Consider the following 26,641-nt stretch of genomic DNA (forward strand, 5'->3'; position numbering starts at 1 on the left):
GGGTTTGTCGTTCCAGAACCTGGCGCAGGCGGCGTTGGAGCTGCCGGGTCTGAGTGTGTCGGGGTTGGATATCGATACCGAGTTGTCGCAGTTCGATCTGCACCTGATCGCAGCCGACCACTACAGCGATGCGGGTGAGCCTCTTGGCGTCACCGGTGTATTCACCTATGCGACGGATCTGTTCGATCACGAGACGGTGCAGGGTTTCGTGGATCGGTTCGCGCGTCTGCTCGGTGGGATCATCGCCGCGCCGCGTACGCCGGTGGGTGATCTCGAGCTGCTGGACGCGGCCGAGCGGACCGTGCTGATCTCCGGGCGTAATGCGACCGAGCAGGCGGTGGACACGTCCGCGACGTTGGTGTCGCTGCTGGACGCTACCGTCGCCGCTGATCCGAAGGCCGTGGCACTGGTCGGTGATGCTCCGGCAGACGCCGGGCGCGTGGAGTTGACCTACGCCGAGTTGGATGCTCGCGTCAATCGACTGGCGCGCAATCTGCTCGGGCGGGGGATCGGTGCCGAGGACCGGGTAGTGCTGGCTCTGCGCCGGTCGGTGGATCTCGTGGTCGCCATGTACGCGGTCGCGAAAGCCGGTGCGGCGTATGTTCCCATCGATCCGGGTCATCCGGCCGATCGGACCGACTACATCCTCGAGACCGCGGCACCGGTCTGTGTGTTGACCAATGCGGACGCGGAGTTCGTGACGGATGTCGCGCCGGTGGTGCGGATCGACCAACTCCAACTCGATGAGGTCGATGCTTCGCCGGTGACTGATGCGGATCGTGTGGTGCCGTTGCGGCCGGAGAATACGGCGTATGTGATCTTCACGTCTGGTTCGACGGGGCGTCCAAAGGGTGTGGCGGTGCCGCACGGTGCGATTGCCAATCAGTTGCAGTGGAAGTCCGTCGAGTTCGGTCTCGACGCCGCGGACGCGATTCTGTTGAAGACAGCCGCGACGTTCGACTTGTCGATGTGGGAGTTCTGGTCGGCTGCGGTGTGTGGTGGTCGGCTGGTGATCGCCGCACCGGATGGTCATCGTGATCCGGCGTATCTGAACGAGTTGATGGCTCGGGAGTGGGTGACCACGCTGCATGTGGTGCCGTCGATGCTGGATGCGTTGATCACGGCCGGGATGCCGAATTCGTTGTGGCGGGTGTTGGCGATCGGTGAGGCATTGCCGGGTGCGGTCGCGCAGAGGTTGCTGCGGGAGTATCCGCGTACGGAGTTGTTCAACCTGTATGGTCCGACCGAGGCGGCGGTGTCGATCACTAGCCATCGGGTCACCCTGGCCGATGAGACGTCGGTGTCGATCGGTGTGCCGGAGTGGAACAGCCAGGTCTATGTGCTGGACTCGCGGTTGCGTCCGGTGCCGGACGGTGTCTCCGGTGAGCTGTATTTGGCGGGCGCACAGCTGGCCCGCGGTTACTTCGGTCGTGCGGATCTGACCGCTGACCGGTTCGTGGCCAACCCATTCCAGCCCGGTGCGCGCATGTATCGCACCGGTGACCTGGTCGCGTGGAACGCCACCGGCGAACTCGAATACCGGGGACGTACGGACTTCCAGGTGAAGATTCGTGGTTTCCGTATCGAGCTGGGTGAGATCGAAGCGGCGCTGTTGGCGTTGCCGCAGGTCGCGCAGGCGGCGGTGATCGCGAAGTCCGATCCCAAGACCGGTGACCGGCTGGTGGCGTACCTGGTCGCGGCCGATGCCGCAGCGGGTGTCGATGTGGGGCAGGTGAAGTCCGAACTCACTGCGGGTTTGCCGTCGTACATGGTGCCGTCGGCGTTCGTGGTGTTGGATGCTCTGCCGTTGAATGTCAACGGCAAGCTGGATCGCAAGGCGTTGCCGGAACCGGAGTTCGAGGTTCAAGCCTTCCGTGCCCCGTCGACCCCGATCGAGGAGATCGTGGCCTCGGTGTTCGCTGAGGTGTTGGGTGTCGAGCGTGTCGGCGCGGATGACGACTTCTTCGGTCTGGGTGGTAATTCGCTGTTGGCGACGCAGGTCGCCGCGCGAATCGGTGCGGCGTTGGATGCCAGGGTGCCGGTGCGGGTGTTGTTCGAAGCCTCGACCGTGGCTGGTTTGGCCGCGAAGGTGGAGCAGCATGCGGGTGCTGGTGGGCGTCGTGCTCTGGTGGCTGGTCCGCGTCCGGAGCGGATCCCGTTGTCGTTGGCGCAGCAGCGGATGTGGTTCCTCAACCAGTTCGACACCGCTTCGGCGGTCAACAACATCCCGGTAGCCGTCCGGCTGACCGGCGACCTCGACGTCGCCGCACTGCAATCGGCGATCACGGATATGGTCGCGCGTCACGAGATCTTGCGCACCATCTACCCGCAGACCTCCGATGGACCGGTGCAACGGATCCTGGAACCACGCGAGGTTCCGGTCGACCTGACGCCGGTGCCGCTCGGCGCGGACCGCGTTGCCGAAGAAGTGCAACGGTCTGTCGTCGCAGGTTTCGACGTGACGGTGGAGGTTCCGTTCCGCACCGAGTTGTTCCAGCTCAGCGGAACCGAATACATCCTGGTGTTCGTCGCGCACCACATCAGCGCGGATGGCTGGTCGATGGGGCCGCTGGTCCGTGATCTGATGCTGGCCTATGCCGCCCGAAGCGGCGGCGCGGCACCCGGTTGGGCGCCGTTGCCGGTGCAGTACGCGGATTTCAGCATCTGGCAGCGCGAGGTCCTCGGTGCGGAAGGCGACCAGGAGAGTCTGATCTCGCAGCAGGCGGACTACTGGCGCACCGCGCTGGCCGATCTGCCCGACGAGCTCAATCTGCCGACGGATCGGCCTCGCCCGGCCGCGCAGTCGTTCGCGGGCGGCAAGATCGGTTTCACGATCGACGCGCAGGTGCACGCGGGACTCGCCCGCTTGGCTCGCGAGCACAACGCCACCATGTTCATGGTCGTGCACGCCGCGCTGGCGCTGTTCCTGGCCCGCATGTCCGGCACCGGTGACATCGCCATCGGCACGCCGATCGCCGGTCGCGGCGAGGCCGAACTCGACGACGTGATCGGCATGTTCGTCAACACCTTGGTGCTGCGCACGCAGGTGCGGGGCGACGACGCCTTCGGCGACTTGCTCACGCGGGCCAAGGACGCCGACCTGGAGGCATTCGCGCACGCGGACATCCCGTTCGAGCGGGTGGTGGAAATCCTCAACCCGGAACGCTCCACCGCGCGGCATCCGCTGTTCCAGGTGCTGCTGTCGTTCGAGAACCTGCCGAATTCCGGCTTCGAACTGCCCGGATTACGGGTCGAGGCCGTCGATTTCGATGTCGAGACCGCGAAGTTCGATCTGTCGCTCACGATCCGGGAGGCAGGCGACAACGGCGACGGCGCGGGCATGTATGCGGAGTTCTCCTTCGCTCGTGACCTGTTCGACGACGCCACGGTGCGAGTGTTCGCCGAGCGGTTCACCCGGCTGCTCGAGGGAATCACGACCGCGCCGCACCGCGCGGTCGGTGATCTGCCGCTGCTGGACGACGCCGAGCGCGCGTCGCTGACCCGCGTGCACGGCGAGCACGTGCTGACGCCTGGCTTGCTACCGGATCTGTTGACCCGCGGTGCGCAGTCCAGCCCGGGGCGGATCGCGGTCCGGGACCGGGGCCGGTCGATCACCTATCGCAAGCTCGACGAGTACTCGTCTCGATTGGCGCGGGTGCTGATCGATCGTGGCGTCGGACCGGAGAAGCTGGTCGCGGTGTCCTTCCCGAGGTCGTACGAGATGGTCGCCGCCGTGTGGGCGGTGGCCAAGGCCGGTGGCGCGCATGTGCCGGTCGACCCGGCCTATCCGGCGGATCGGGTGCGGCACATGGTGACCGATTCCCACGCGGTCATCGGGCTCACCGGCGCCGAGTACGTCGACCGGTTGCCCGACGATGTCGCATGGCTGGTGCTGGACGACCCGGCCACCGACGAGTTGCTGGCCGACAAGCCCGCGACGCCGGTCACCGACGCGGACCGGATCGCCCCGCTGATGACCGGTCATCCGGCGTACGTGATCTACACGTCCGGATCGACGGGTCTGCCGAAGGGCGTCACGGTCACCCACGCCGGGCTTGCCAGCCTGACCGAGTACTCGACCGAGCTGTACGGCGTCGAGCCGCACCACCGGTTCCTGCATGTCTGCTCGCCGAGCTTCGACGTGTCGGTGCAGGAATGGCTGTGCGCGTTCGCCAACGGGGCGACGCTGGTGATCGTGCCGCCGACCATTCTCGGCGGCTCGGATCTGGGTGAGCTGTTGCAGGCCGAAGCGGTGACGCACGCGATGACCACGCCCGCGCTGCTCGGCACGGTCGCACCGGACGGGCTGGACGACTTCGAGGTCGTCGAGGTCGGCGGCGATGTCACCACGCCCGAGCTGCTGGCCAAATGGCAGCCGGGGCGGCGGTACATCAACGGGTACGGCCCCACCGAGGCGACGATCACCGCGTCGTTCGCCACCTTGACCCCGGGGCGACACATCACGATCGGCAAGCCGGTGCCGGGCATGTCGGCGCTGGTGCTGGACGAGCGGCTCAACCCGGTACCGCCCGGTGTCGTAGGAGAGCTGTATCTGGCCGGTGGCGCCCTGGCCCGCGGCTACCACAACCGCATGCGGCTGACCGCCGAGCGGTTCGTCGCGAACCCGTGGGGTGAGCCGGGGAGTCGGATGTACCGGACCGGTGACCTGGTGCGGTGGTACGCCGATCCGGCCGCGCGGACCGGCGATCGGGTTCCGGCGTCGGAGTGGGAACTGGACTACGTCGGTCGCTCGGACTTCCAGGTCAAGATCCGCGGCTTCCGCATCGAACTCGGCGAGATCGACGCGGTGCTCAGCAGCCACGACGATGTGGAGTTCGCGGTCACACTCGGCCGCGACACCGCCGGTGGGAAAACGCTCGTGTCCTACGTGCTCGCCGCCGGGGGCCGCTCCATCGATTCCGCCGAGCTCACCGACTACGCCGCGCGGACGCTGCCGTCGCACATGGTGCCCGCCGCGATCGTGGTGCTGGACGAGATCCCGCTGACCCCGGTCGGCAAACTGGATCGAAAAGCGTTGCCGGAGCCGACGTTCGAGAAGGCGGTGTTCCGCGCCCCGACCACGCCGATCGAACAGATCGTCGCGGACACCTTCGCCGACGTGCTCGGGCTCTCGGACGGGTCCAGCTACCTCGGCCGCGACGACGACTTCTTCGCGCTCGGCGGGAACTCGCTGCTGGCCACCCAGGTGGCGGCCCGGTTGGGCGCGGCGCTCGACGCGCAGGTGCCGGTGCGGCTGCTGTTCGAGGCAGCCACGGTGGCCGGGCTGGCACGGAAGGTAGAACAGCAGGCCGGTGCGGGCGGACGCCGTGCGCTGGTGGCCGGACCGCGCCCGGAGCTGATCCCGCTGTCGCTCCCGCAGCAGCGCATGTGGTTCCTCAACCGGTTCGACACCGAATCCGCGGCCTACAACGTGCCGGTCGCGGTGCGGCTGTCCGGTGACCTCGATGTGCCCGCGCTGCGGGCCGCCATCGGGGACGTGGTCGGCAGGCACGAGATCCTGCGCACCATCTACCCGCAGACGGACTTCGGCCCGGCCCAGGTGATCCTGCCCCCGGCGCAGGCTGTTCCGGAGCTGGCCGTGCGGAGGATCGCCGCCGCGGACATCGAATCGGCCGTGCTGGAGGTGGTATCGACCATCTTCGACGTCACCAGCGACGTGCCGCTGCGGGTCGAACTCTTCGAGATCGACGATGCCGGAGCCGAGCGCGCCTACGTGCTGGCCATGGCCGTGCACCACATCAGCGCGGACGGATGGTCGGTCGGCCCGCTGACGCGCGACGTGATGACGGCCTACACGGCGCGTTCGAACGGAGCGGCACCCGATTGGGCGCCACTGCAGGTGCAGTACGCCGATTTCAGCGTCTGGCAGCGGGAGCTGCTCGGCAGCGAGGACGACGCGGATTCGCTCGCGCGCCAGCAGATCTCCTACTGGCAGACCGCGCTGGCCGGGCTGCCGGATCAGTTGGATCTGCCGTCGGATCGACCGCGCCCGCCCATGCAGTCCTTCGCCGGTGGCAAGGTCGGCGTGCAGATCGACGCGCAGACCCACCGGGCGCTGCTGGAGCTGGCCCGGGCCGAGGGCGCGACCCTGTTCATGGTCGTGCACACCGCGTTCGCTGTCCTGTTGTCCCGCTTGGCGGGCGCGGAGGACATCGCGATCGGCACGCCGATAGCCGGTCGTGGCGAGGCGGTCCTGGACGAGCTGATCGGCATGTTCGTCAACACACTGGTCCTGCGCAGCCGGGTCGACTCGGCGGAGTCGTTCGCGGATCTGCTGGTCCGCCAGCGCGAAACGGACGTCCAGGCCTTCGCCAACGCGGATGTGCCGTTCGAGCGACTGGTCGAGGTGCTGAATCCGGTGCGCTCGACCGCGCGGCATCCGCTGTTCCAGGTGGGTCTGTCGTTCCAGAATCTGGCCAGGGCCACGCTGGAACTGCCGGATCTGTCGGTCGAGACCGTCGCCATCGACACCCAGCTCTCGCAGTTCGATCTGCATCTGATCGTCGCCGACGGCTACGACGAGGACGGAAACCCCGCGGGCATCGGTGGCTTCATCACCTACGCCACCGACCTGTTCGATCGGGACACGGTGCAGGACTTCGTCGACCGGCTGTCGCGGATCATCCGCGCCGCGGTGGCGGATCCCACGCTGCCGGTGGGTGATCTGCCGTGGCTGGACGAGACCGAACTGACCGAGCTGGTGTCGGGCCGCAACGATACGGACCACCAGGTCGATGCGTCCGCGACGCTGGTGTCGTTGCTCGAGGCCTCGGTCGCCGCCACACCCGGGGCCATCGCCCTCGTCTCCGATGCGGAGGGCGACGGCACGCTCACCTACGACGAGCTCGACCGTCGGGTCAACCGACTGGCCCGGTACCTGATCGCGCAAGGCATCGGCGTGGAAGCACGGGTGGCGCTGGCCATCGGCCGCTCGGTCGGTCTCGTGGTCGCCATGTACGCGGTCGCCAAAGCCGGTGCGGTGTACGTGCCGATCGATCCGGACCATCCGGCCGAGCGGATCGAGTACATCCTCGCCACCGCGGCCCCGGCGCTGGTGTTGACGACGAGCCGCGACCCGCTGGACGCCGCCGTCATCGAGAACGCTGACGGGTCCGCCGCGGCTGCTGTGGCGCGCATCGACGAACTCGACCTGTCGGGCTACGCGGACGGGCCGATCGCTCCGGAGGAACGCCGCGGCGCTCTGACGGCGGCCAACACGGCATACGTCATTTTCACGTCGGGCTCGACGGGTCGGCCGAAGGGTGTCGCCGTCTCGCACGGCGCGATCGTCAACCAGTTGCTGTGGAAGCAAGCCGAGTTCGGGTTGGGATCCGACGACGCGATGCTGTTGAAGACGGCGGCGACATTCGATCTTTCGGTGTGGGAGTTCTGGTCGGCGGCGGTGTCCGGTGGCCGTTTGGTCATCGCTTCGCCCGAGGGGCATCGCGATCCGGCGTACCTGAACAACCTCATCAGCGACGCCGCGGTGACCACGTTGCACGTGGTGCCGTCCATGCTCGACGCGCTGCTGACCGAATCGGAGGGCCGCCTGCCCGCGTCCTTGCGGCGGGTGCTCGCCATCGGCGAGGCATTGCCCGCCGCGACCGCGCGGCGTTTCCTGTCCGCGAATCCCGAGGTGGCGCTGTACAACCTGTACGGGCCGACCGAGGCGGCGGTGTCGATCACCAGCCATCCGGTCACGCTCGCGGACGAGACATCGGTGTCGATCGGTGTCCCGGAGTGGAACAGCCAGGTCTACGTGCTGGATTCCCGCCTGCGGCCGGTGCCGGACGGCGTGTCGGGTGAATTGTATTTGGCTGGTGCGCAGTTGGCGCGGGGTTACTTCGGTCGTCCGGATCTGACTGCGGATCGTTTCGTGGCGAATCCGTTCCAGCCGGGTGCTCGGATGTATCGCACGGGTGACCTGGCGGCGTGGAACAGCAACGGTGAGCTGGAGTATCGGGGTCGTACGGACTTCCAGGTGAAGATCCGTGGTTTCCGCATCGAACTCGGTGAGATCGAGGCGGCGCTGCTGCGCCAGGACGCGGTCGCGGCCGCCGCGGTGGTCGCCCATTCGGATCCGAGCGCGGGTGATCGCCTCGCCGCCTATGTCGTCGGCGCCGACGACACCATCGACACCCAGCGGCTCGGCGCGGCTCTCGCGGCGGAGCTGCCGTCGTACATGGTGCCGTCCACGATCATCGAACTGCCCGCGCTTCCGTTGAACGCCAACGGCAAGCTCGATCGGGCGGCGCTGCCGAAACCCGTGCTCGAGCAGGCGCGATTCCGTGCGCCGGGCACACCGCTGGAACAGGCCGTCGCCGGAGTGTTCGGCGAGGTCCTCGGCGTCGCCGAGGTCGGCCTCGACGACGACTTCTTCGGACTCGGCGGCAATTCCCTGGTCGCGACGCAGGCGGTGAGCCGGTTGCGCCGGGTGACCGGCGCCGAGGTCCGGGTGCAGTGGTTCTTCACCGATTCCACCGTCGCGGGACTCAGCGCCCGGATCGAGGCGGCGATCGCGCAGGGCTACGACTTCGGCCCCGATCCGGACGACGGACTCGGGGTGCTGCTGCCGATCCGGGCGGAGGGGACAGCGGATCCGCTGTTCTGCCTGCACCCGATGTACGGATTGTCGTGGAGCTACGTGGGTCTGGCCCGGTTCCTGCCCACCGAGCAGCCCATCCTCGGCATCCAGTCGCCTGCCCTTTCCGAAGACGGGTACCTGCCCGGCTCGCTCACCGAGATGGCTCGCCGCTACGTCGCCGAGATCCGGGCCGTGCAGCCCGAGGGGCCGTACCGGCTGCTGGGCTGGTCGTTGGGCGGGGTCGTGGCCCACGCGGTGGCGACCGAGCTGCAAGCGGCGGGCGAACAGGTGTCGCTGCTGGCCATGCTGGACAGCTACCCGGACGTGGACGTCTCCGACTTCCGCGGCACGATCCGTCAGGGCTTGGCCGAACTCGGCATCGGCGGGGACGCGATCTCCGAGGACGGCGACATCCACGAGCTCAGCGAGGAGGCGCTGGACTCGTTGCACGCGTCGATCCCGCCCGAGCTGGCCGTGCTGACCAAGGAGCGGCTGCGGCGGATCTACCGCAGTGCGGTGCGCTCGGTCGAGCTGATCGCCGAACACCGCCCCGAGGTGTACCGCGGCACGCTCGAGTACTTCAGCGCCGGTATCGGCGGCCCGGGGCAGACCGAAGCCGATCTGCGCGCGGCAGCGACCCAATGGCAGCCGTATGTGGCTGGGGACATCATCGACAGACCGATCAACGCGACTCATCAGCAAATGGCCTCTCCCGAGGCGCTTGCCGAGATCGGTCCCCAGCTCGCCGGTCTGCTTGATCCGCCGGAGTAGGCGCGGCGGCGCACCTGTCGCCGGGCCGGGCCACCGCTGGGCCCGGCCCTGACGGCTTCGCGACACCAATCCCGCGCCGGGAGGGAATAATCGTCGCAAGCACTCGCCCGCTCTCCGGGAGCTCGTGGGTCCGTCGCGCTCGGCCGTGCCGCGGCGGATTACGTAACGATCGGTATGCGCGCGTTCGATGATCATGAGGGCGGGAGTGCGTGGCAACAACAGACAGGGTGAGGCATCTCGATGGTTCGGGCGGTCCGGCAGCGGTATGACGAGACTGCGGGAGCGGTGCACGCATGACCCGCCCGGCCCGTGTGCGCCCGACCCGGACCCGCCGACCACGCGTCATCACGTTGCCGCAGCTCATGGCCACCGCGGTGGAGGCGAACCCCAGCGGAACCGCGGTGCTCTTCGCCGACGCCACCAGCACGCTGGCCACGCTGAGCTACGCCGAGTTGGACGAGCGGTCCACCCGCCTGGCCCGGCTGCTCATCGATCGTGGCGTCGGCCCCGAGGACCTGGTCGCGGTCGGGATACCGCGGTCGATCGACTCCGTGGTGGCGGTCTGGGCGGTCGCGAAGACCGGCGCCGGATTCGTCCCGGTCGATCCGAACTACCCCGCCGATCGCGTCGAGCACATGATCGTCGACTCCGGCGCGGTCTTCGGACTGACCGTCGACGAGGTCCGCGCCGACTTGCCCGACCGGGTGGAGTGGCTGTCCATCGACACCGCCGAGTGCGCGCGGCGGCTGGAGGAGTTTCCCGCCGACCCGGTGACCTACGCCGATCGAGTGCGCCCGCTGCGGGCGGAACATCCGGCCTACGTCATCTACACCTCCGGGTCCACCGGCAAACCGAAGGGCGTGGTCGTCACCCAGGCGGGGCTGGCGAGTTTCTGCGCGGAGCAGCGCGACCGGTATCGAGTGACGAGTGCGTCGCGCACATTGCATTTCGCGTCGCCCTCGTTCGACGCGTCGGTGCTGGAGCTGCTGCTCGCGCTGGGTGGCGCCGCCACGATGGTGGTCGCTTCCCCCACTGTGTTCGGCGGCGAGGAGTTCTCCTGCCTGGTGCGCAGGGAGGCGGTCACCCACGCCTTCGTCACGCCCGCGGCGCTCGCCTCGGTGAACCCGGCCGGGCTCGACGAGCTGCGCGTGGTGGTCGCCGGTGGCGAGGCGTGCCCGCCCGAACTGGTCCGGCGCTGGGTGCTGCCGGTCTCCGGTGGGCGGACCCGCGAGTTCTTCAACGGGTACGGGCCGACCGAGACCACGATCATGACCAACATCAGCGCGCCGCTGGTGCCGGGCGAGCCGGTGACCATCGGTGCGCCGATCCGGGCCGTCACCGAATACGTGCTGGACGAACGCCTGGTCCCCGTCCCGAGCGGCGTGGTCGGCGAACTGTACATCACCGGCGCCCAGCTGGCCCGTGGCTACCACGAACGACGCGGACTGACCGCGTCCCGCTTCGTGGCGAACCCGTTCGACGCGAACGGTTCGCGGCTGTATCGCACCGGCGACCTGGTGCGCTGGACGGCGGACGGCGAGTTGGAGTATCTGGGTCGCAACGACTTCCAGGTGAAGATTCGCGGTTTCCGCATCGAGCTGGGTGAGATCGACGCGGTGCTGGCCGCGCACCAGAGCGTCGACTTCGCCGTCACCGTCGGGCACGACCTGGACAGCGGCGCCACGATTCTCGTCTCCTACGTGCACGCCGCGCCCGGAATGGTCGCCGACGCCGTCGAACTGGCCGCCTTCGCCGAGCAAAGCCTGCCCGCGCACATGGTGCCGACGGTGGTCATGGTGCTGGAGAAGATCCCGCTGACGCCGGTGGGCAAGCTGGACCGCGCGGCCCTGCCGGTGCCGCGTTTGCAGACCAAGATGTACCGCGCGCCGGTCGGCCCGCTGGAAGAGCTGGTGGCCGAGGTGTTCGGCGAACTGCTCGGTCCGGGTGCGCCGGTCGGCGCGGACGACGACTTCTTCGAGCTCGGCGGCAATTCGCTGATCGCGACGCAGGTCGCGGCCCGGATCGGGGCCGCCATCGCCGCGCGGGTGCCTGCCCGCCTGGTGTTCGAGACGCCCACCGTCGCCGGGCTCGCCGCGCGGCTGGAGCCGATGAAGGGCGCGGGAGACCGGCGTGCGCTGGTGGCGGTGGAGCGTCCGGATCGGGTGCCGTTGTCGCCCGCGCAGCAGCGGATGTGGTTCCTGAATCAGTTCGATACCGATTCGGCCGCCGACAATATTCCGTTCGCGGTGCGGTTGTCCGGTGCGTTGGACGTTGCGGCGTTGCAGGCGGCGGTCGCGGATGTGATCGAGCGTCACGAGACGTTGCGGACGATGTATCCGGCGGTGGACGGCACGGGCTATCAGGTGGTCGTGCCCACCTCCCGCGCCGTGCCCGATCTCGCGCCGAAACCGGTCGCCGAGCACGAACTGCTGGACTGGGTGCGCGGATTGGCGCTGACCGGTTTCGATGTCGCGGCCGAGGTGCCGCTGCGTATCGCGCTGGCCGAGCTCGGCCCAGCTGACCACGTGATCGTGGTGGTGGTGCACCACATCGCAGCCGACGGCGCCTCGGTCGCGCCGTTCCTGCGGGATCTGCTCAGCGCCTTCCTTTCCCGGCGCAACGGTGCGAAGCCCGCGTGGGCCCCGCTGCCGGTGCAGTACGCGGACTACACGCTCTGGCAGCGCGCCGTGCTCGGCGACGAGAACGACCCGGATTCGGTGGCGGCAGCGCAGATCGCGTACTGGCGTCGCACCCTGGCGGGCATTCCCGACCGGATCGACCTACCCTCGGACTGCCCGCGCCCGCCCGTCGCGTCCGGGCGGGGCGCCGAGTACACCTTCGCGGTGGACGCTTCGGTGCACCGCGGACTCGCCGAACTGGCGCACAGTGCGGGCGCCTCGGAGTTCATGGTGCTGCACAGCGCGTTCGCGGTGCTGCTCGCCCGGCTCACCGGCACAGACGACATCACCATCGGCACGCCCGTCGCCGGTCGCGGCGAGCGGGAACTCGACGGACTGATCGGCATGTTCGTCAACACGCTGGTTTTGCGCACCAGGATCGACCAGGGCGCGTCCTTCCGCACCCTGCTCGAGCAGGCGAAAGCGACGGATCTGGCCGCGTTCTCGCATGCCGAGCTGCCGTTCGAGCGACTGGTCGAGGTGCTGGACCCGGTGCGGTCGCAGGCGCACCACCCGCTGTTCCAGGTGGCGCTGTTCTTCCAGAACATGAGCAGGCCGGAGATCGATCTGCCGGGCTTGTCTGCGCGGACGGTGGAATTGGGTGCTGCCGTAGCGAAATTCGACCTGCAATTGACGGTGGTGCCGGGCGCGGAAGGCGACGCCGCCGGGTTCACGGCGATGTTCACCTACGCCACCGACCTGTTCGACGAGGCGACGATCGCCGAGTTCTCCTGGCGGTTGCAGCGGTTGCTCGCCACGGTCGCCGCGGAACCGGATCAGCCGATCGGCGCGATCGATCTGCTGGCTCCGGCCGAGCGCGAGCGCATGCTGCTCGAATGGAACAACACCCGGTATCCGGTGCCGGAAGAACTACTGCTGGACGGCTATCGGCGGATCGTGGACGCGTATGCGGACGAGGTCGCGGTGGTCCACGAGGGCGCGGAACTCACTTATCGCGAGTTCGACGCGCGGGTGAACCGTCTGGCCCGGTTGCTGATTTCGCAGGGCGTCGGCGCGGAGTCGCTGGTCGGTTTGGCGGTTCGGCGGTCGCTGGATCTCGTGGTGGGGATGTACGCGATCGTGACGGCGGGTGGGGCGTACGTGCCATTGGACCCGGATCATCCGGCCGAACGCATCGCGCATATTCTCGAGACCGCCCAGCCGGTCTGCGTGCTCACCACCTCCGCCGACGCGGTCGACGTGCCCGAAGGCACCGCGGTCTTGCTCCTGGACGCCGTGAACCCGGATCGATTCGACGATTCGCCGGTGCGCGCCGAGGAATTGGTGCGTCCGGTGTTGCCGCACCATCCGGCGTACGTGATCTTCACCTCGGGTTCGACCGGCCGCCCCAAGGGCGTCGCGATCTCCCACCATGCGATTCAGAACCAGATCAGCTGGATGCTCGCGGCGTATCCGCTCGATCCCGATGACGTGTACCTGCAAAAGACGGCGACCACGTTCGACGTGTCGCTGTGGGGCTACTTCATGCCGTTGCGCGTGGGCGCGAAGCTCGTCATCGCGACCCACGACGGACATCGCGACCCGGTCTACGTCGCGGAAACCATTGCGGCACATGGCGTCACCGTCACCGATTTCGTGCCCTCCATGCTGACGGTATTCGCCGCGCACACCGCGCCCGGTTCGTGCCCCAGCCTGCGGGACATCTTCGTGATCGGCGAGGCGCTGCCGCCGGAGACCGTCGCCGCGGTGCGTGCGATGTCGGACGCGGCGGTGCACAACCTCTACGGCCCGACCGAGGCGGCGGTGTCGGTGACCTACTGGCCCGCCATGGCCGCCGACAAGCGGTCCGTCCCGATCGGTGTGCCGCAGTGGAACACCCAGGTGTACGTGCTGGATTCGCGCCTGCAACCCGTGCCCGCGGGTGTTCCTGGCGAGCTCTACCTCGCCGGTGACCAATTGGCCCGCGGTTATGTGCGTCGTCCCGATCTCACCGCCGACCGCTTCCTGGCCAACCCGTTCGGCATCGGTGAGCGGATGTACCGAACCGGTGATCTGGTGGTGTGGCGCGCCGCGACCGAGGAGCTGCCGCCGCGGCTCGATTATCTAGGCCGGACCGATTTCCAGGTGAAGTTCCGTGGTCAGCGGATCGAGCTGGGGGAGATCGAGACGGCGTTGCTGGCGCAGCCGTCGGTCAGCCAGGCGGTGGCGGTGGTCGCGTCGTCGTCGCTGGGCGACCAATTGGTGGCGTACGTGGTTCCCGCGCCAGGCGAATCGATCGAGCAGGCCGCATTGCTCGCCGCGATCGGCGAAATGCTGCCCACCTATATGGTTCCGGCCGCGATCGTCGCGCTGACGGAGTTCCCGCTGAATCCCAGCGGCAAGCTGGACCGCAAGGCGCTGCCCGAACCAACCTTCACCGCGCGGGAATTCCGTGCGCCGGTCACGCCCGTCGAGGAGATCGTGGCGGGAGTGTTCGGTGAGGTGCTGGGGCTGGGGCGCGTGGGCGCGGATGACGATTTCTTCGCGCTCGGTGGCAATTCGCTGGTCGCCACGCAGGTGGTGGCACGGTTGGGCGCCGCGGTGGGCGCCAGGGTGCCGGTGCGGGCGTTGTTCGAGACGCCAACGGTCGCGGCGCTGGCGGCGGCGATCGAGTCGCGGGCACATGGCGAGCGCGGTGTCGAGCTGGGCAGTATCGCGCGTCCGGAGCGGTTGCCGTTGTCGTTGGCGCAGCGGCGGATGTGGTTCCTGAACCGCTTCGATCAGTCCGCGGACGCCGGCGACCGGATCGGTTCGGCCGCGTACAACCTGCCGTTCGCGTTGCGGTTGACCGGTGCGCTGGACGTGCGGGCGCTGGGCGCGGCGCTGCACGACGTGGTCGCGCGGCACGAGGTGCTGCGGACGGTGTACCCGGAGACTCCGGATGGCCCGGTCCAGGTGGTGCTGGCCGCGGGACAGGTGACACTGGACGTGGCGGCGCACCCGATCGGCGCCGCGGAGGTCGCTGGCGAGGTCTATGCGCTCGCGGCCACACCCTTCGATGTGACGGCCGAAGTGCCGGTGCGCGTGCGGCTGCTGGACGTCGCTGATGCGCCGAACGAATACGTGCTCGCCGTGGTGGTGCATCACATTGCCGCCGACGCGTCGTCGATGGGTCCGTTGGTGCGGGATGTGATGACCGCTTACGCGGCGCGCACCTCGGGTGCGGCGCCGGGGTGGTCGCCGTTGCGGGTGCAGTACGCGGACTACGCGTTGTGGCAGCGTGCGGTGCTGGGGGAGGAGACCGATCCGGAGTCGATCGCCGCCCAGCAGATCGGGTTCTGGCGTGCGCAGTTGGCGGATCTGCCGGACGTGCTGGAGTTGCCTGTAGACCGACCCAGGCCCGCTATGGCTTCGCTGGCCGGTGCGCGGGTGGATGTCGGGATCGACGCGGCGACGCATGCCGGACTGGTCGACCTCGCCCGTGCGCATGGCGCCACATTGTTCATGGTGGTGCACACGGCCTTCGCGGTGTTGCTGGCCCGGTTGTCCGGCTCGGACGACATCGCGGTCGGTACGCCGGTCGCCGGACGTGGTGAGCGCGAACTCGATGATCTGATCGGCATGTTCGTCAACACGGTCGTGTTCCGCTCCCGGATCGACCGAGGCGTTTCGTTCGCGGAGGTACTCGCGCGACAGCGGGATATCGATCTCGAGGCGTTCGCGCACGCCGACGTGCCGTTCGAGCGGTTGGTGGAGGTGCTGAATCCGCCGCGGTCGACGGCGCGTCATCCGCTGTTCCAGGTGGGTTTGTCGTTCCAGAACATCGCGCGTACCGCGTTGGAGCTGCCCGGTTTGACGGTGGCCGGTGTCGACGCCGATTTGGCTGTGTCGCAGTTCGATCTGCACTTGATCGTCGGCGATGCGTATGACGAGTCGGGTGCGCCCGCCGGTATCGGTGGCTTCTTCACCTACGCGACGGACCTTTTCGACGCGAGAACGGTACAGGGATTCGCCGACCGACTAGCGCGAGTTCTGTCCGCCGTGGTCGCCGACGCGACGGTCCCGGTCGGGGACATCGACATCCTCGCCGATACCGAGCGCACCGACCTCGCCGGATGGAACGACACGACGCACCCGGTGGAACCGGCCGCGACGCTGGGATCGCTGCTGCGGCGATCGATCGCGGCGGCGCCCGCGGCGGTCGCACTGGTCGCGGACCGCCCCGAGGGCGAACGCGCGGAGCTGAGCTACGCCGAGCTGGCCGCCCGCGTGAATCGCCTAGCCCGCCACCTGATCTCGCTGGGCGTCGGGCCCGAATCCCGGGTCGCGCTGGCGTTGCGCCGATCGATCGACCTGGTCGTGGCGATGTACGCGGTGTCGGAGGCCGGTGGCGCATACGTGCCGGTCGACCCCGGCCAAGCCGCGGACCGGACCGAGTACGTCCTGGAGACCGCTCAGCCTGTGTGCGTGCTGACCGATGCCGAGTCCGCCTTCGAGACCGATGTCGCCCCCGTGGTGCGGCTGGAAGACCTCGAGCTGAGCGAGATGGCGAGCGGGCCGATCACCGACAGCGAGCGGATCGCGCCGCTGCGGCCGGAGAACACGGCATACGTGATTTTCACGTCGGGTTCGACCGGCCGCCCGAAGGGTGTCGCCGTGCCGCATGCCGCCGTTGTCAACCAATTACTGTGGAAGACCGCCGAATTCGAGCTGACACCCGACGACGCGGTGTTGCTGAAGACGGCGGCGACATTCGATTTGTCGGTGTGGGAGTTCTGGTCGGCCGCCGTGTGCGGTGGGCGGCTGGTGATCGCGGCACCGGATGGTCATCGGGACCCGGCCTACCTGAACGAGCTGATGGCGCGGGAGTCGGTCACGACGTTGCATGTGGTGCCGTCGATGCTCGATGCGCTGCTGGCGCACCGGGCGTCCGCGGGTGACGCGGCGGCGGGCTGGTGGCCGCGACGGGTGTTGGCGATCGGTGAAGCTCTGCCGGGTGCGGTGGCGCAGCGGTTGCTGCGGGAGCATCCGCGTACCGAGTTGTTCAACCTGTACGGTCCGACCGAGGCGGCGGTGTCGATCACCAGCCACCGGGTCACCGCGGCCGACGAGGTGTCGGTGCCGATCGGTGCGCCGGAGTGGAACAGCCGGGTCTATGTGCTCGACAGCCGACTACGCCCGGTTCCGGTGGGTGTGTCCGGTGAGTTGTATTTGGCTGGTGCGCAGTTGGCGCGGGGTTATTGCGGTCGGGCGGATTTGACGGCTGATCGGTTTGTGGCGAATCCGTTCGAGTCGGGTGCGCGGATGTATCGCACGGGTGACTTGGTCGCCTGGACGAGCGCGGGTGAGCTGGAGTATCGGGGTCGTACGGATTTCCAGGTGAAGATTCGTGGTTTCCGTATCGAGCTGGGTGAGATCGAAGCCGCGCTGCTGGCCTTGCGGCAGGTCGCGCAGGCGGCGGTGATCGCGAAGTCGGATCCGAAGACCGGTGATCGTCTGGTGGCGTATCTCGTCCCAGCTGACAGCGATGTGGACGTGGCGGGGGCGAAGTCCGCGCTGTCGGCGGCGCTGCCGTCGTACATGGTGCCGTCGGCGTTCGTGGTGTTGGATGCGTTGCCGTTGAATGTCAACGGCAAGCTGGATCGGAAGGCGTTGCCGGAGCCGGAGTTCGAGGTTCAGGCTTTCCGTGCGCCGTCGACGCCGATCGAGGAAATCGTCGCCGCGGTCTATGCCGAAGTGCTCGGTGTCGAGCGTGTCGGTGCCGATGACGATTTCTTCGCGCTCGGTGGTAACTCGCTGTTGGCGACGCAGGTCGCCGCACGGATCGGCGCTGCGCTGGACACCCGGGTCCCGGTGCGGGTGCTGTTCGAGGCGTCCACTGTCGCCGGTTTGGCGATCAAGATCGAACGGGCCCCGGGTGAGCGCAAGCGCACTCCGCTGGTCGCCGGGCCACGGCCCGACCGCATCCCGCTGTCGTTCGCGCAGCAGCGCATGTGGTTCCTCAACCAGTTCGACACCTCGGCCTCGGTCTACAACATCCCGGCCGCGATCCGCCTGTCCGGTGACCTCGACGTCGACGCGTTGCAGCAGGCGGTCGCGGATATCGTCGCGCGCCACGAGATCCTGCGGACGGTCTACCCGGAGACGCCGGACGGCCCGGTGCAGCAGGTGCTCGCGCCGCACGAGGTGCCGGTGGATCTGGCCCCCGCGCAGATCGGCGACGAGCACGTCGCCCACGAAGTGCAGCGGATCGTCGCGGCCGGTTTCGACGTGACCAGCGAGATCCCGTTCCGCGCCAAGCTGTTCCAGCTCGCGGGCACCGAGTACGTGCTGGTGTTCGTCGCGCATCACATCAGCGCGGACGGCTGGTCGATGGGCCCGCTGACCAGGGACCTGATGGTGGCCTACGCGGCGCGCGGCGGTGGCGAGGCCCCGTCCTGGTCGCCGCTGCCCATCCAGTACGCCGACTTCGCGCTGTGGCAGCGCGAGGTGCTCGGCGCCGATGACGACGCCGACTCGCTCGCCGGCGCGCAATTGGCCTACTGGAAGACCGAACTCGCCGACCTGCCCGACGAGCTGAACCTGCCGACGGACCGCCCCCGCCCGCCCGCCCAGTCCTTCGCGGGCGGCAAAACCGATTTCGTCGTCGACGCGGACGTGCACGCCGCGCTGGCGGAGCTGGCGCGACAGCACAACGCCACGCTGTTCATGGTGGTGCACACCGCCTTCGCCATCTTCCTGTCTCGCTTGTCGTGCACCGAGGACATCGCCATCGGCACCCCCGTCGCGGGCCGCGGCGAAGCCGAACTCGACGATCTGATCGGCATGTTCGTCAACACGTTGGTGCTGCGCACCCGGGTCACGCCCGGTCTGGGCTTCACCGATTTGCTGGCCGCCAACCGCGAAACCGATCTGCGCGCCTTCGCCAACGCCGACATCCCGTTCGAGCGTCTGGTCGAGGCGCTGGACCCGGAGCGCTCGGCGGGTCGCCATCCGCTGTTCCAGGTGGCGCTGTCGTTCGAAAACCTCGCCGCCACCAGCTTCGAGCTGCCCGGGCTCAGCTTCACCGCGCTCGACGCGTCCGCCGACACCGCCAAGTTCGATCTGCTGCTCACCGTGCGCGAGCAGCGCACCGAGTCGGGCGCCGAAGCCGGTCTCGCCGCCGAATTCACGTACGCTCGTGATCTTTTCGATGAGCGGACGGTAGCCGGGTTCGGCCGCCGGTTCCGCCGCATGCTCGCCGCCGTCGCACGGCACCCGGCCACCGCCGTCGGCGATCTGGAGATCCTGGACGACTCCGAGCGCGTCGATCTGATCACGCGCACCGGCGGGCCCGCGGTGCCGCCGAGCACGCTGCCGGACCTGATGGCCGCCGCCGTCGCCGCGAACCCGGCCGGGGCCGCCGTGGTCGCGGGAGGCCGCAGCTTCAGCTACGCCGAACTCGACGCCGCCTCCGCGCAATTGGCGCGCGCGCTCATCGACCGCGGCGCGGGACCGGACGTGGCGGTAGCCATCGCGATCCGGCGCTCGGGCGAATACGTGCTCTCGCTGTGGGCGGTCGCCAAGACCGGCGCCGCGTTCGTCCCGATCGATCCGACCTATCCCGCCGACCGCATCGCGCACATGGTCGCGGACTCCGGCGTCGCGCTGGGCGTGACGCTCACCGCCGAGCTGGTCGACCTGCCCGCCCTGGCCCGCGGCGGCTGGGTCGCCCTGGACGATCCCGACTTCACCTTCGACGTCGCGTCGCGGCCGGACCGGCCGCTGCGGCCCGCTGAACTGCGCGGACCGCTGCGCGCCGACAACGCCGCGTACGTCATCTACACCTCCGGCTCCACCGGTCTGCCCAAGGGCGTCGTGGTCACCCACGCGGGCCTGGCGAACTTCAGCGCCGAGCAGGTGGAACGCTACCGGCTCGATCGGTCCACGCGCGCACTGGCGTTCGCGTCCCCGTCGTTCGACGCGTCGGTGCTGGAACTGCTGCTCGCGATCGGTGCCGCGGGCGCGCTGGTGGTGGCGCCACCGCTGACCTTCGGCGGCGAGGAACTGGCCAGGTTGATTCGCGCCGAGGACGTCACGCACGCCTTCCTCACACCGTCCGTGCTCGCCTCGCTCGACCCGGACGCGCTGACGGGAATGCGGGCGATCGTGGCGGGCGGCGAAGTGGTGCCCGCCGACCTGGCGGCCAAGTGGACAGGCGCGGCGGAGCGCGCTTTCCACAACGGCTACGGGCCGACCGAAACCACCATCATGACCAATATCAGTGACCCGCTGCGGCCCGGCGAAGCCGTGACGATCGGCGGTCCGATCCGCGGTATGCGGTCGCTGGTGCTGGACAGCAGGCTGCGCCCGGTGCCGGAAGGCGTCGCGGGCGAACTGTATCTGGGCGGCATCCAGCTCGCCCGCGGTTACCACGCGCGCCCGGGACTGACCGCCGCGCGGTTCGTCGCCGACCCGTACGGCGCGCCCGGCGAGCGCCTGTACCGCACCGGCGACCTGGTGCGCTGGCGTCGGGCCGAGGGCGTGCCGGTCGTGGAGTACGTGGGCCGCAACGACTTCCAGGTGAAGGTGCGCGGCTTCCGTATCGAGCTCGGTGAGATCGACGCCGCGCTGGCGGCCCAGCCCGAAGTCGACTTCGCGGTCACACTCGGCCGCGAATCCGGTTCCGGCGCGACGATGCTGGTCTCCTACGTGCTCCCGGCCCAGGACGCGACGGTGGACCCGGCCGCGCTGGCCGGGCGAATCGGGCGCACGCTGCCGGAGTACATGGTGCCCGCGGCGATCATGGTGCTCGACGCGATCCCGCTGACCCCGGTCGGCAAGCTGGACCGCAAGGCGCTGCCGGAACCGGCCATGGAAACCCGCGCCTATCGCGCGCCGCTGACCCCGGCCGAAGTGGTGATCGCCGAGGTCATCGGCGACGTGCTCGGCATCGACCGGGTCGGTCTGGACGACGACTTCTTCGCTCTCGGCGGCGACAGCATCGTGTCCATCCAGGTGGTCTCCCGCGCCCGCGCCCGCGGCGTCACGTTCACGCCGCGCGATGTCTTCGAATGCCGCACCGTCGCCGCGCTGGCCCGCGCCGCCGCGGTCGAGGGCGGCCCCGGTGACGAGGCGGGCGAGCTGCCCCTCACCGCGGAAGCGGCGCGGATGCTGGAGCAGGGCATCGAGGTGCGCGCCATCGCCCTCGACGTCCCGGAGACCTGCTCCGCCGAGACGGTGCGCGGCGCGGTGGCCGCCTTGCTCGACCAGCACCCGATGCTGTGGGTCCGGGTGGAGTACGACGACGGCGTGCCGATGCTGCGTATCCCACCGGTCGCCGAGCGCACCGGCGAGGCGTTCCGCCGGTTGGACCCGCGGCGCGGCGAGACTTCGCTGCCGATCGATGACGTGGTTCAGGCGGCCGCGGCGGCGCTGGACCCGGAACAGGGCCGCAACATCCACTTCGTGCTCACCGGCGGTCCCGAGGCCCGCTCGACGCTCATCGTCGTGGCCAGCAGCCTGGTGGTCGACGACGTCTCCTGGCGCGTCATCGTCGACCAGCTCACGGCGAGCTGGAACCGGGCCCGCCACGCCGCGCCCGCCGCGCCGGAATCCGGCGTGGGCATGCTCATTCGCGCGTTGTCGGCCAAGGCGCACGATCCGGCCACGGTCGCCGAAATGGACTGGTGGCGACGGGCTCTCGGCACCATCCCGGAAGGCGCGGGCGCCGATGGCCGGGATCTGCGCGCACGCAGCCGCGTTTCGCTCACCATCACCGCGGAGGGCGCGGAGGCCGTCGCCGCCGCGGCCGAGGCCTATCACACCGGGGTGGACGACATCCTGCTCACCGCGCTGGCCCTGGCGCTGCGGACCTCCGCGGGCGAGACCGTGACGCGCGCGATCGGCTCGGTCGTGCGTCTGCCCGCCGACGGCCGCGCGGCCAGCCACGCCGACGCGGAGAACATGGTCGGCGGCTTCGTCACCGAGTATCCGCTTCCGCTGCGGCTGACCAGAATCGACATCGAGGACGCCCTGATCGGCGGCCCCGCCGCGGGTACCGCGATCGCGCAGATCAAGGAGCTGCGCCGGTCGGTGCCCGCGCGTGGCGTCGGCTACGGCCTGCTGCGCTACCTCAACGCCGACACCGCCGCCGAACTGCGCGAACTCGGCCGCGGCCGGTTCGCGCTGCGCTACCGGGATCTGCGCCCGGCCCGGGTGCACACCGACCTGCCCTCCGACGACCTGCTGCTCGTGCTGACCGTCGACGCCACCGACGACGGCCTGCTGGCCCGGTTCGATTTCGCCGCGGCGGCGTTCCGCGGCGAGGACGCGAAGGTCTTCGCCGAGCATTGGATTCGCGCGCTCGGCGGCCTCGCCGAACATGGATTGCGGCCCGACGCGGGCGGATTCACGCCATCGGACTTCCCGCTGGTGCGGCTGAAGCAGCCCGACATCGACCGGTTCAGTCGCGCCTACCCGGACCTGTCCGACGCCTGGCCGGTCACGCCGCTGCAATCGGGCATGCTGTTCCACGCACTGCTCGCGGAGTCCTCGGTGGACGTCTACACCACCCAGTTCGTGCTCGAGCTCAGCGGCGCGGTGGACGGCCGCCGGATGCACGCCGCCGCGCAGGCCGTGCTGGATCGGCACGACAACCTGCGCGTCGCCTTCGCCGACGACAGCGAGGGCAATCCCGTGCAGATCGTGCAGGATTCGGTGGAGGTGCCGTGGCGGCTGATCGATCTGCGGCCGCTGGAACCGGCCGCGGCCGCGGCCGAGCTGGAGCGGATCAAGGCGGCCGATCTGGCCGACCACTTCGACATGCGGACCGCGCCGCTGCTGCGGTTCGCGCTGATCCGGACCGGCCCCGGCGCCTACCACCTGCTGGTGACCAGCCACCACATCCTGATCGACGGCTGGTCCATGCCGCTGTTGATGAAGGACCTGCTGACGCTGTACGCGCTGGGCGGTAACTCGCGGCACCTGCCGACGGTGCCGTCCTACCGCGACTACCTGGCCTGGCTGGTGGCGCAGGACGCGGAGGCGGCGCGCGCGGCGTGGCGCACCGCCTTGGCCGGAATCACCGAGCCGACACCGCTGGCGCCGGTGGACCCGGGACGCGAGATCTCCGCGGGCGTCGGCGAAGTCGGTTTCGAACTGTCCCAGGCCGACACCACCGCGCTGACCCGGCTCGCCTCCGGTCTGGGCGTCACGGTGAACACCGTGGTGCAGGCGGCGTGGGGTCTGCTGATCGGGCGCAGCATCGATCGCGACGACGTGGTCTTCGGCGCCACCGTGTCCGGGCGTCCGCCGCAGCTGGACGGCGTCGAGGCGATGGTCGGCCTGTTCCTCAACGCGATCCCGGTTCGGGTGCGACTGGGCGCGACCCTGACCCTCGGCGGCCTGCTGCGGCAGTTGCAGGCCGAGCAAGCCGCGCTGCTGGATCACCACTATTTGGGCCTGAGCGATATCCAGGACGCGATCGGGGTGGAAGGGTTGTTCGACTCGCTCGTGGTGTTCGAGTCGTTCCCCGTCGACCGGGAGGGACTGGACCAGGCCAGCGCCATCGACGGCATGAGCGTCACCGGCGTCGGCGCGGTCAACGGCACCCACTACCCGATCACCGTGATGGTGGTGCTGGACAGCCAGCTGCGCGTCTCGGTGAAGTACCTCCGCGACCTGTTCGACGAACCCGCGGCACGGAAACTCGCCCAGCGGCTCTCGGCGCTGATCGGCCGCTTCGTGACCACACCGCAGGCGCGGGTCGGCGAGATCGACGTGCTGCTCGACGACGAGCGCGCGGAGCTGGCCGCGCGCAACGCCACCGACGCGCCGGAACTGCTCGACGACGCGACGCTGCTGTCGCTGTTCGACGCGCAGGTGGCCCGCACGCCGGACGCGCCGGCGGTGCGCTACGGCGATGTCACCCTCAGCTACGCCGAACTCGACGCGCGCGCACGGTCGCTGGCCGTCGAGCTGATGCGCTGGGGTGTCGGACCGGAGACGCTGGTGGCCGTGGCCATGCGGCGCGGCATCGACCTGGTCGTCGCGATCTACGCGGTGCTGCGGGCCGGTGGCGGCTACCTGCCGATCGATCCGGACCATCCGGCCGAGCGCAGCGAGTACGTGCTCGACAGCGCCGCCCCGATCTGCGCGCTGACCACCACCGCCGACGGCTTCGACACCGCGACCGGCATTCCCGTGGTCGCCGTCGACACCCTGTATCTGCCTCCCTACCAGGGGCCTTGGCCGCAGCAGCAGGTGCACCCGGACACCGTCGCCTACGTCATCTACACCTCGGGCTCCACCGGTCGCCCGAAGGGCGTGATGATCACGCACCGGCAGATGGTCAATCAGTTCCGCTGGGCTCAGCTGGCCTATCCGCACGACGTCGGCGACGTGGTGCTGCACAAGACGCCGATCGCCTTCGACATCTCCACCTGGGAGTTGTTCTGGCCCTTGCAGACCGGTGCCGCGATCGTCGTCGCGGCGCCCGACGGTCATCGCGACCCGGCCTACCTGGCCCGGGTCATCAACGAGAACGCCGTCACAACCGTGCATTTCGTGCCCTCGATGCTGGAGGCGTTCCTCGACCCGGTGGCCAACCCGGCCGCGCAGTACCCGTCGCTGCGGCGGGTGTTCGCCGCGGGGGAGGCGCTGTCCGGGGAGACCGCGGCCACCTTCGCCGCCACCGCACCCGGTGTGGCCCTGATCAACTGGTACGGCCCCGCCGAAGCCACCGTGGTCACCGACCATCCGGTGCGCGACACCGCCGCGGTGGCGATCCCGATCGGCGTCCCGGTGGCCAACACCCGCGTGCACGTGCTCGACCGGCAATTGCGGCCGGTCCCGCCGGGCGCGGCAGGCGAGCTGTATGTCGGGGGCATCCAGCTCGCTCGCGGCTATCTCGGGGCCGCTGCCCTCACCGCCGAGCGTTTCGTCGCCCACACCGGCGGTATCCGGCTCTATCGCACCGGTGACATCGTGCGCTGGCGCGGCGGAGCGCTGGAATATCTGGGGCGCAGCGACTTCCAGATCAAGCTGCGCGGCCAGCGCGTGGAGCTGGGCGAGATCGAGACCGTGCTGGTCGCCCACCCGCAGGTGCGGCACGCGGCGGTGTCGCTGGTGCGCGGCGCGACCGGGGACCGGCTGGTCGCCTACGTGGTCACCGTGCCCGGAGCGACCATCGACGAAGCGGCACTGCTGCTGCACGCGCGCGGCGCGCTGCCGTCCTACATGGTGCCCTCGGCGGTGGTCGCGCTCCACGAGCTCCCGCTGAACGCCAGCGGCAAACTCGACCGCAAGGCGCTGCCCGCGCCGCGACTGGCGGCGCGCCCGTACCGCGCGCCGAGCACACCGCTGGAGCGCACCGTGCTCGACGTGTTCGGCGAGGTGCTCGACCTCGGCGACGGACACCGGGTCGGCATGGACGACGACTTCTTCGAGCTGGGCGGCAACTCGCTGGTCGCGACGCGCGCGGTCAGCCGACTGCGCGCGCTCACCGGCGCCGAGGTGCGGGTGCAGTGGTTCTTCACCGATTCCACCCCGGCGTCGCTGGCCGCCCGCATCCTCGCGGCGCTGGCCGACGACCACGACTACGACCTGGATTCGAATGCCGCGCTCGGGGTGCTGCTGCCGATCCGGACGATGGTGCCGCACGACGTGGCCGCGGAACAGCCGCTGTTCTGTCTGCACCCGATGTACGGATTGTCCTGGTGTTATGCGGGTCTCGCTCGCTACGTGCCCGCGAGCACGCCGATCTTCGGCCTGCAATCGCCCGCGTTGACCGAAGACGGCTACCTACCGGCGTCGCTCACCGACATGGCGCGCCGCTACGTGGCCGAGATCCGCGCGGTGCAGCCGCACGGGCCCTACCGCCTGCTCGGCTGGTCGCTCGGCGGTGTGCTGGCGCACGCCGTGGCGAGTCAGTTGCAGGCCGCGGGCGAGGAGATCGGGCTGCTGACCATGCTGGACAGCCATCCGGACATCGACGTCACCGACTTCCGGGCGGCGATCCGGGAGGCGCTGGCCGAACTCGGCATCGGCGCGGACGCGCTGCTGCCCGGCGACGGCGACATCCACGATCTGAGCGAGGACGCGCTCGCCGCGTTGCACGCCACGATCCCGCCGGACATGGCGGTGCTCACACCGGAGCGGGTGCGCCGGATCTACCGCAGCGCGGTGCGCTCGGCCGAGCTGATCGCCGAGCACAGGCCGCAGGTCTTCCGTGGTCGCCTGCACTATTTCAGCGCGGCCGGGCACGACACCGCGGCGGCCGGCTGGCAACCGTACGTCGACGGCCCGGTCGACGATCATCCCGTCGCCGTCGCGCACGACCAGATGACTTCTCCGGAAGCTTTGGCGCAGATCGGTCCTCAGTTGTCCGAACTACTCCGTCCCCGAGGGTGGGAAACTCTACCGAACCTGGACCGGTCATGATCGAATCCAATCGGTTCGGGCATGATGGGGCAACGGTGCGGTAACAATGTCCCCTGTTGTCACGACTACATAGGCCGTATGGTCGGGCGTGGTGTCCAGGGCTCCACCCCGGCGCGTGGGGCATGCAGAGCGAATCTCGAGACGAAGCGAAGGTGCGAAATTGATACGTCGACAGACCCGGCGCGGCGGCCTGCGTGCCGCGGCAGCGATCGCGGCAACGGCAGTG

The 26,641-nt window shown here is 69.4% G+C and carries 2 protein-coding genes; both read left to right on the forward strand.

Features of this window, described 5'->3' with window-relative positions:
- A partial coding sequence (locus ON34_RS03275) for a non-ribosomal peptide synthetase (protein WP_040774049.1) occupies nt 1-9,376 on the forward strand: 9,376 nt, incomplete at its 5' end.
- Between the two features lie 293 nt (nt 9,377-9,669).
- Nucleotides 9,670-26,415 carry a non-ribosomal peptide synthase/polyketide synthase gene (locus ON34_RS03280; RefSeq protein WP_051022107.1) on the forward strand — a complete coding sequence of 5,582 codons (16,746 nt, stop codon included), beginning with the start codon at nt 9,670-9,672 and terminating at the stop codon, nt 26,413-26,415.
- The last annotated feature ends 226 nt before the right edge of the window (nt 26,416-26,641 follow it).

The organism is Nocardia pneumoniae NBRC 100136, from assembly GCF_000308755.1.
Classification (GTDB): Bacteria; Actinomycetota; Actinomycetes; order Mycobacteriales; family Mycobacteriaceae; genus Nocardia; species Nocardia pneumoniae.

Coding starts and splice junctions, on each gene's coding strand:
- ON34_RS03280 (WP_051022107.1), top strand. CDS start 9,670: ATGACCCGCCCGGCCCGTGTGCGCCCGACCCGGACCCGCCGACCACGC.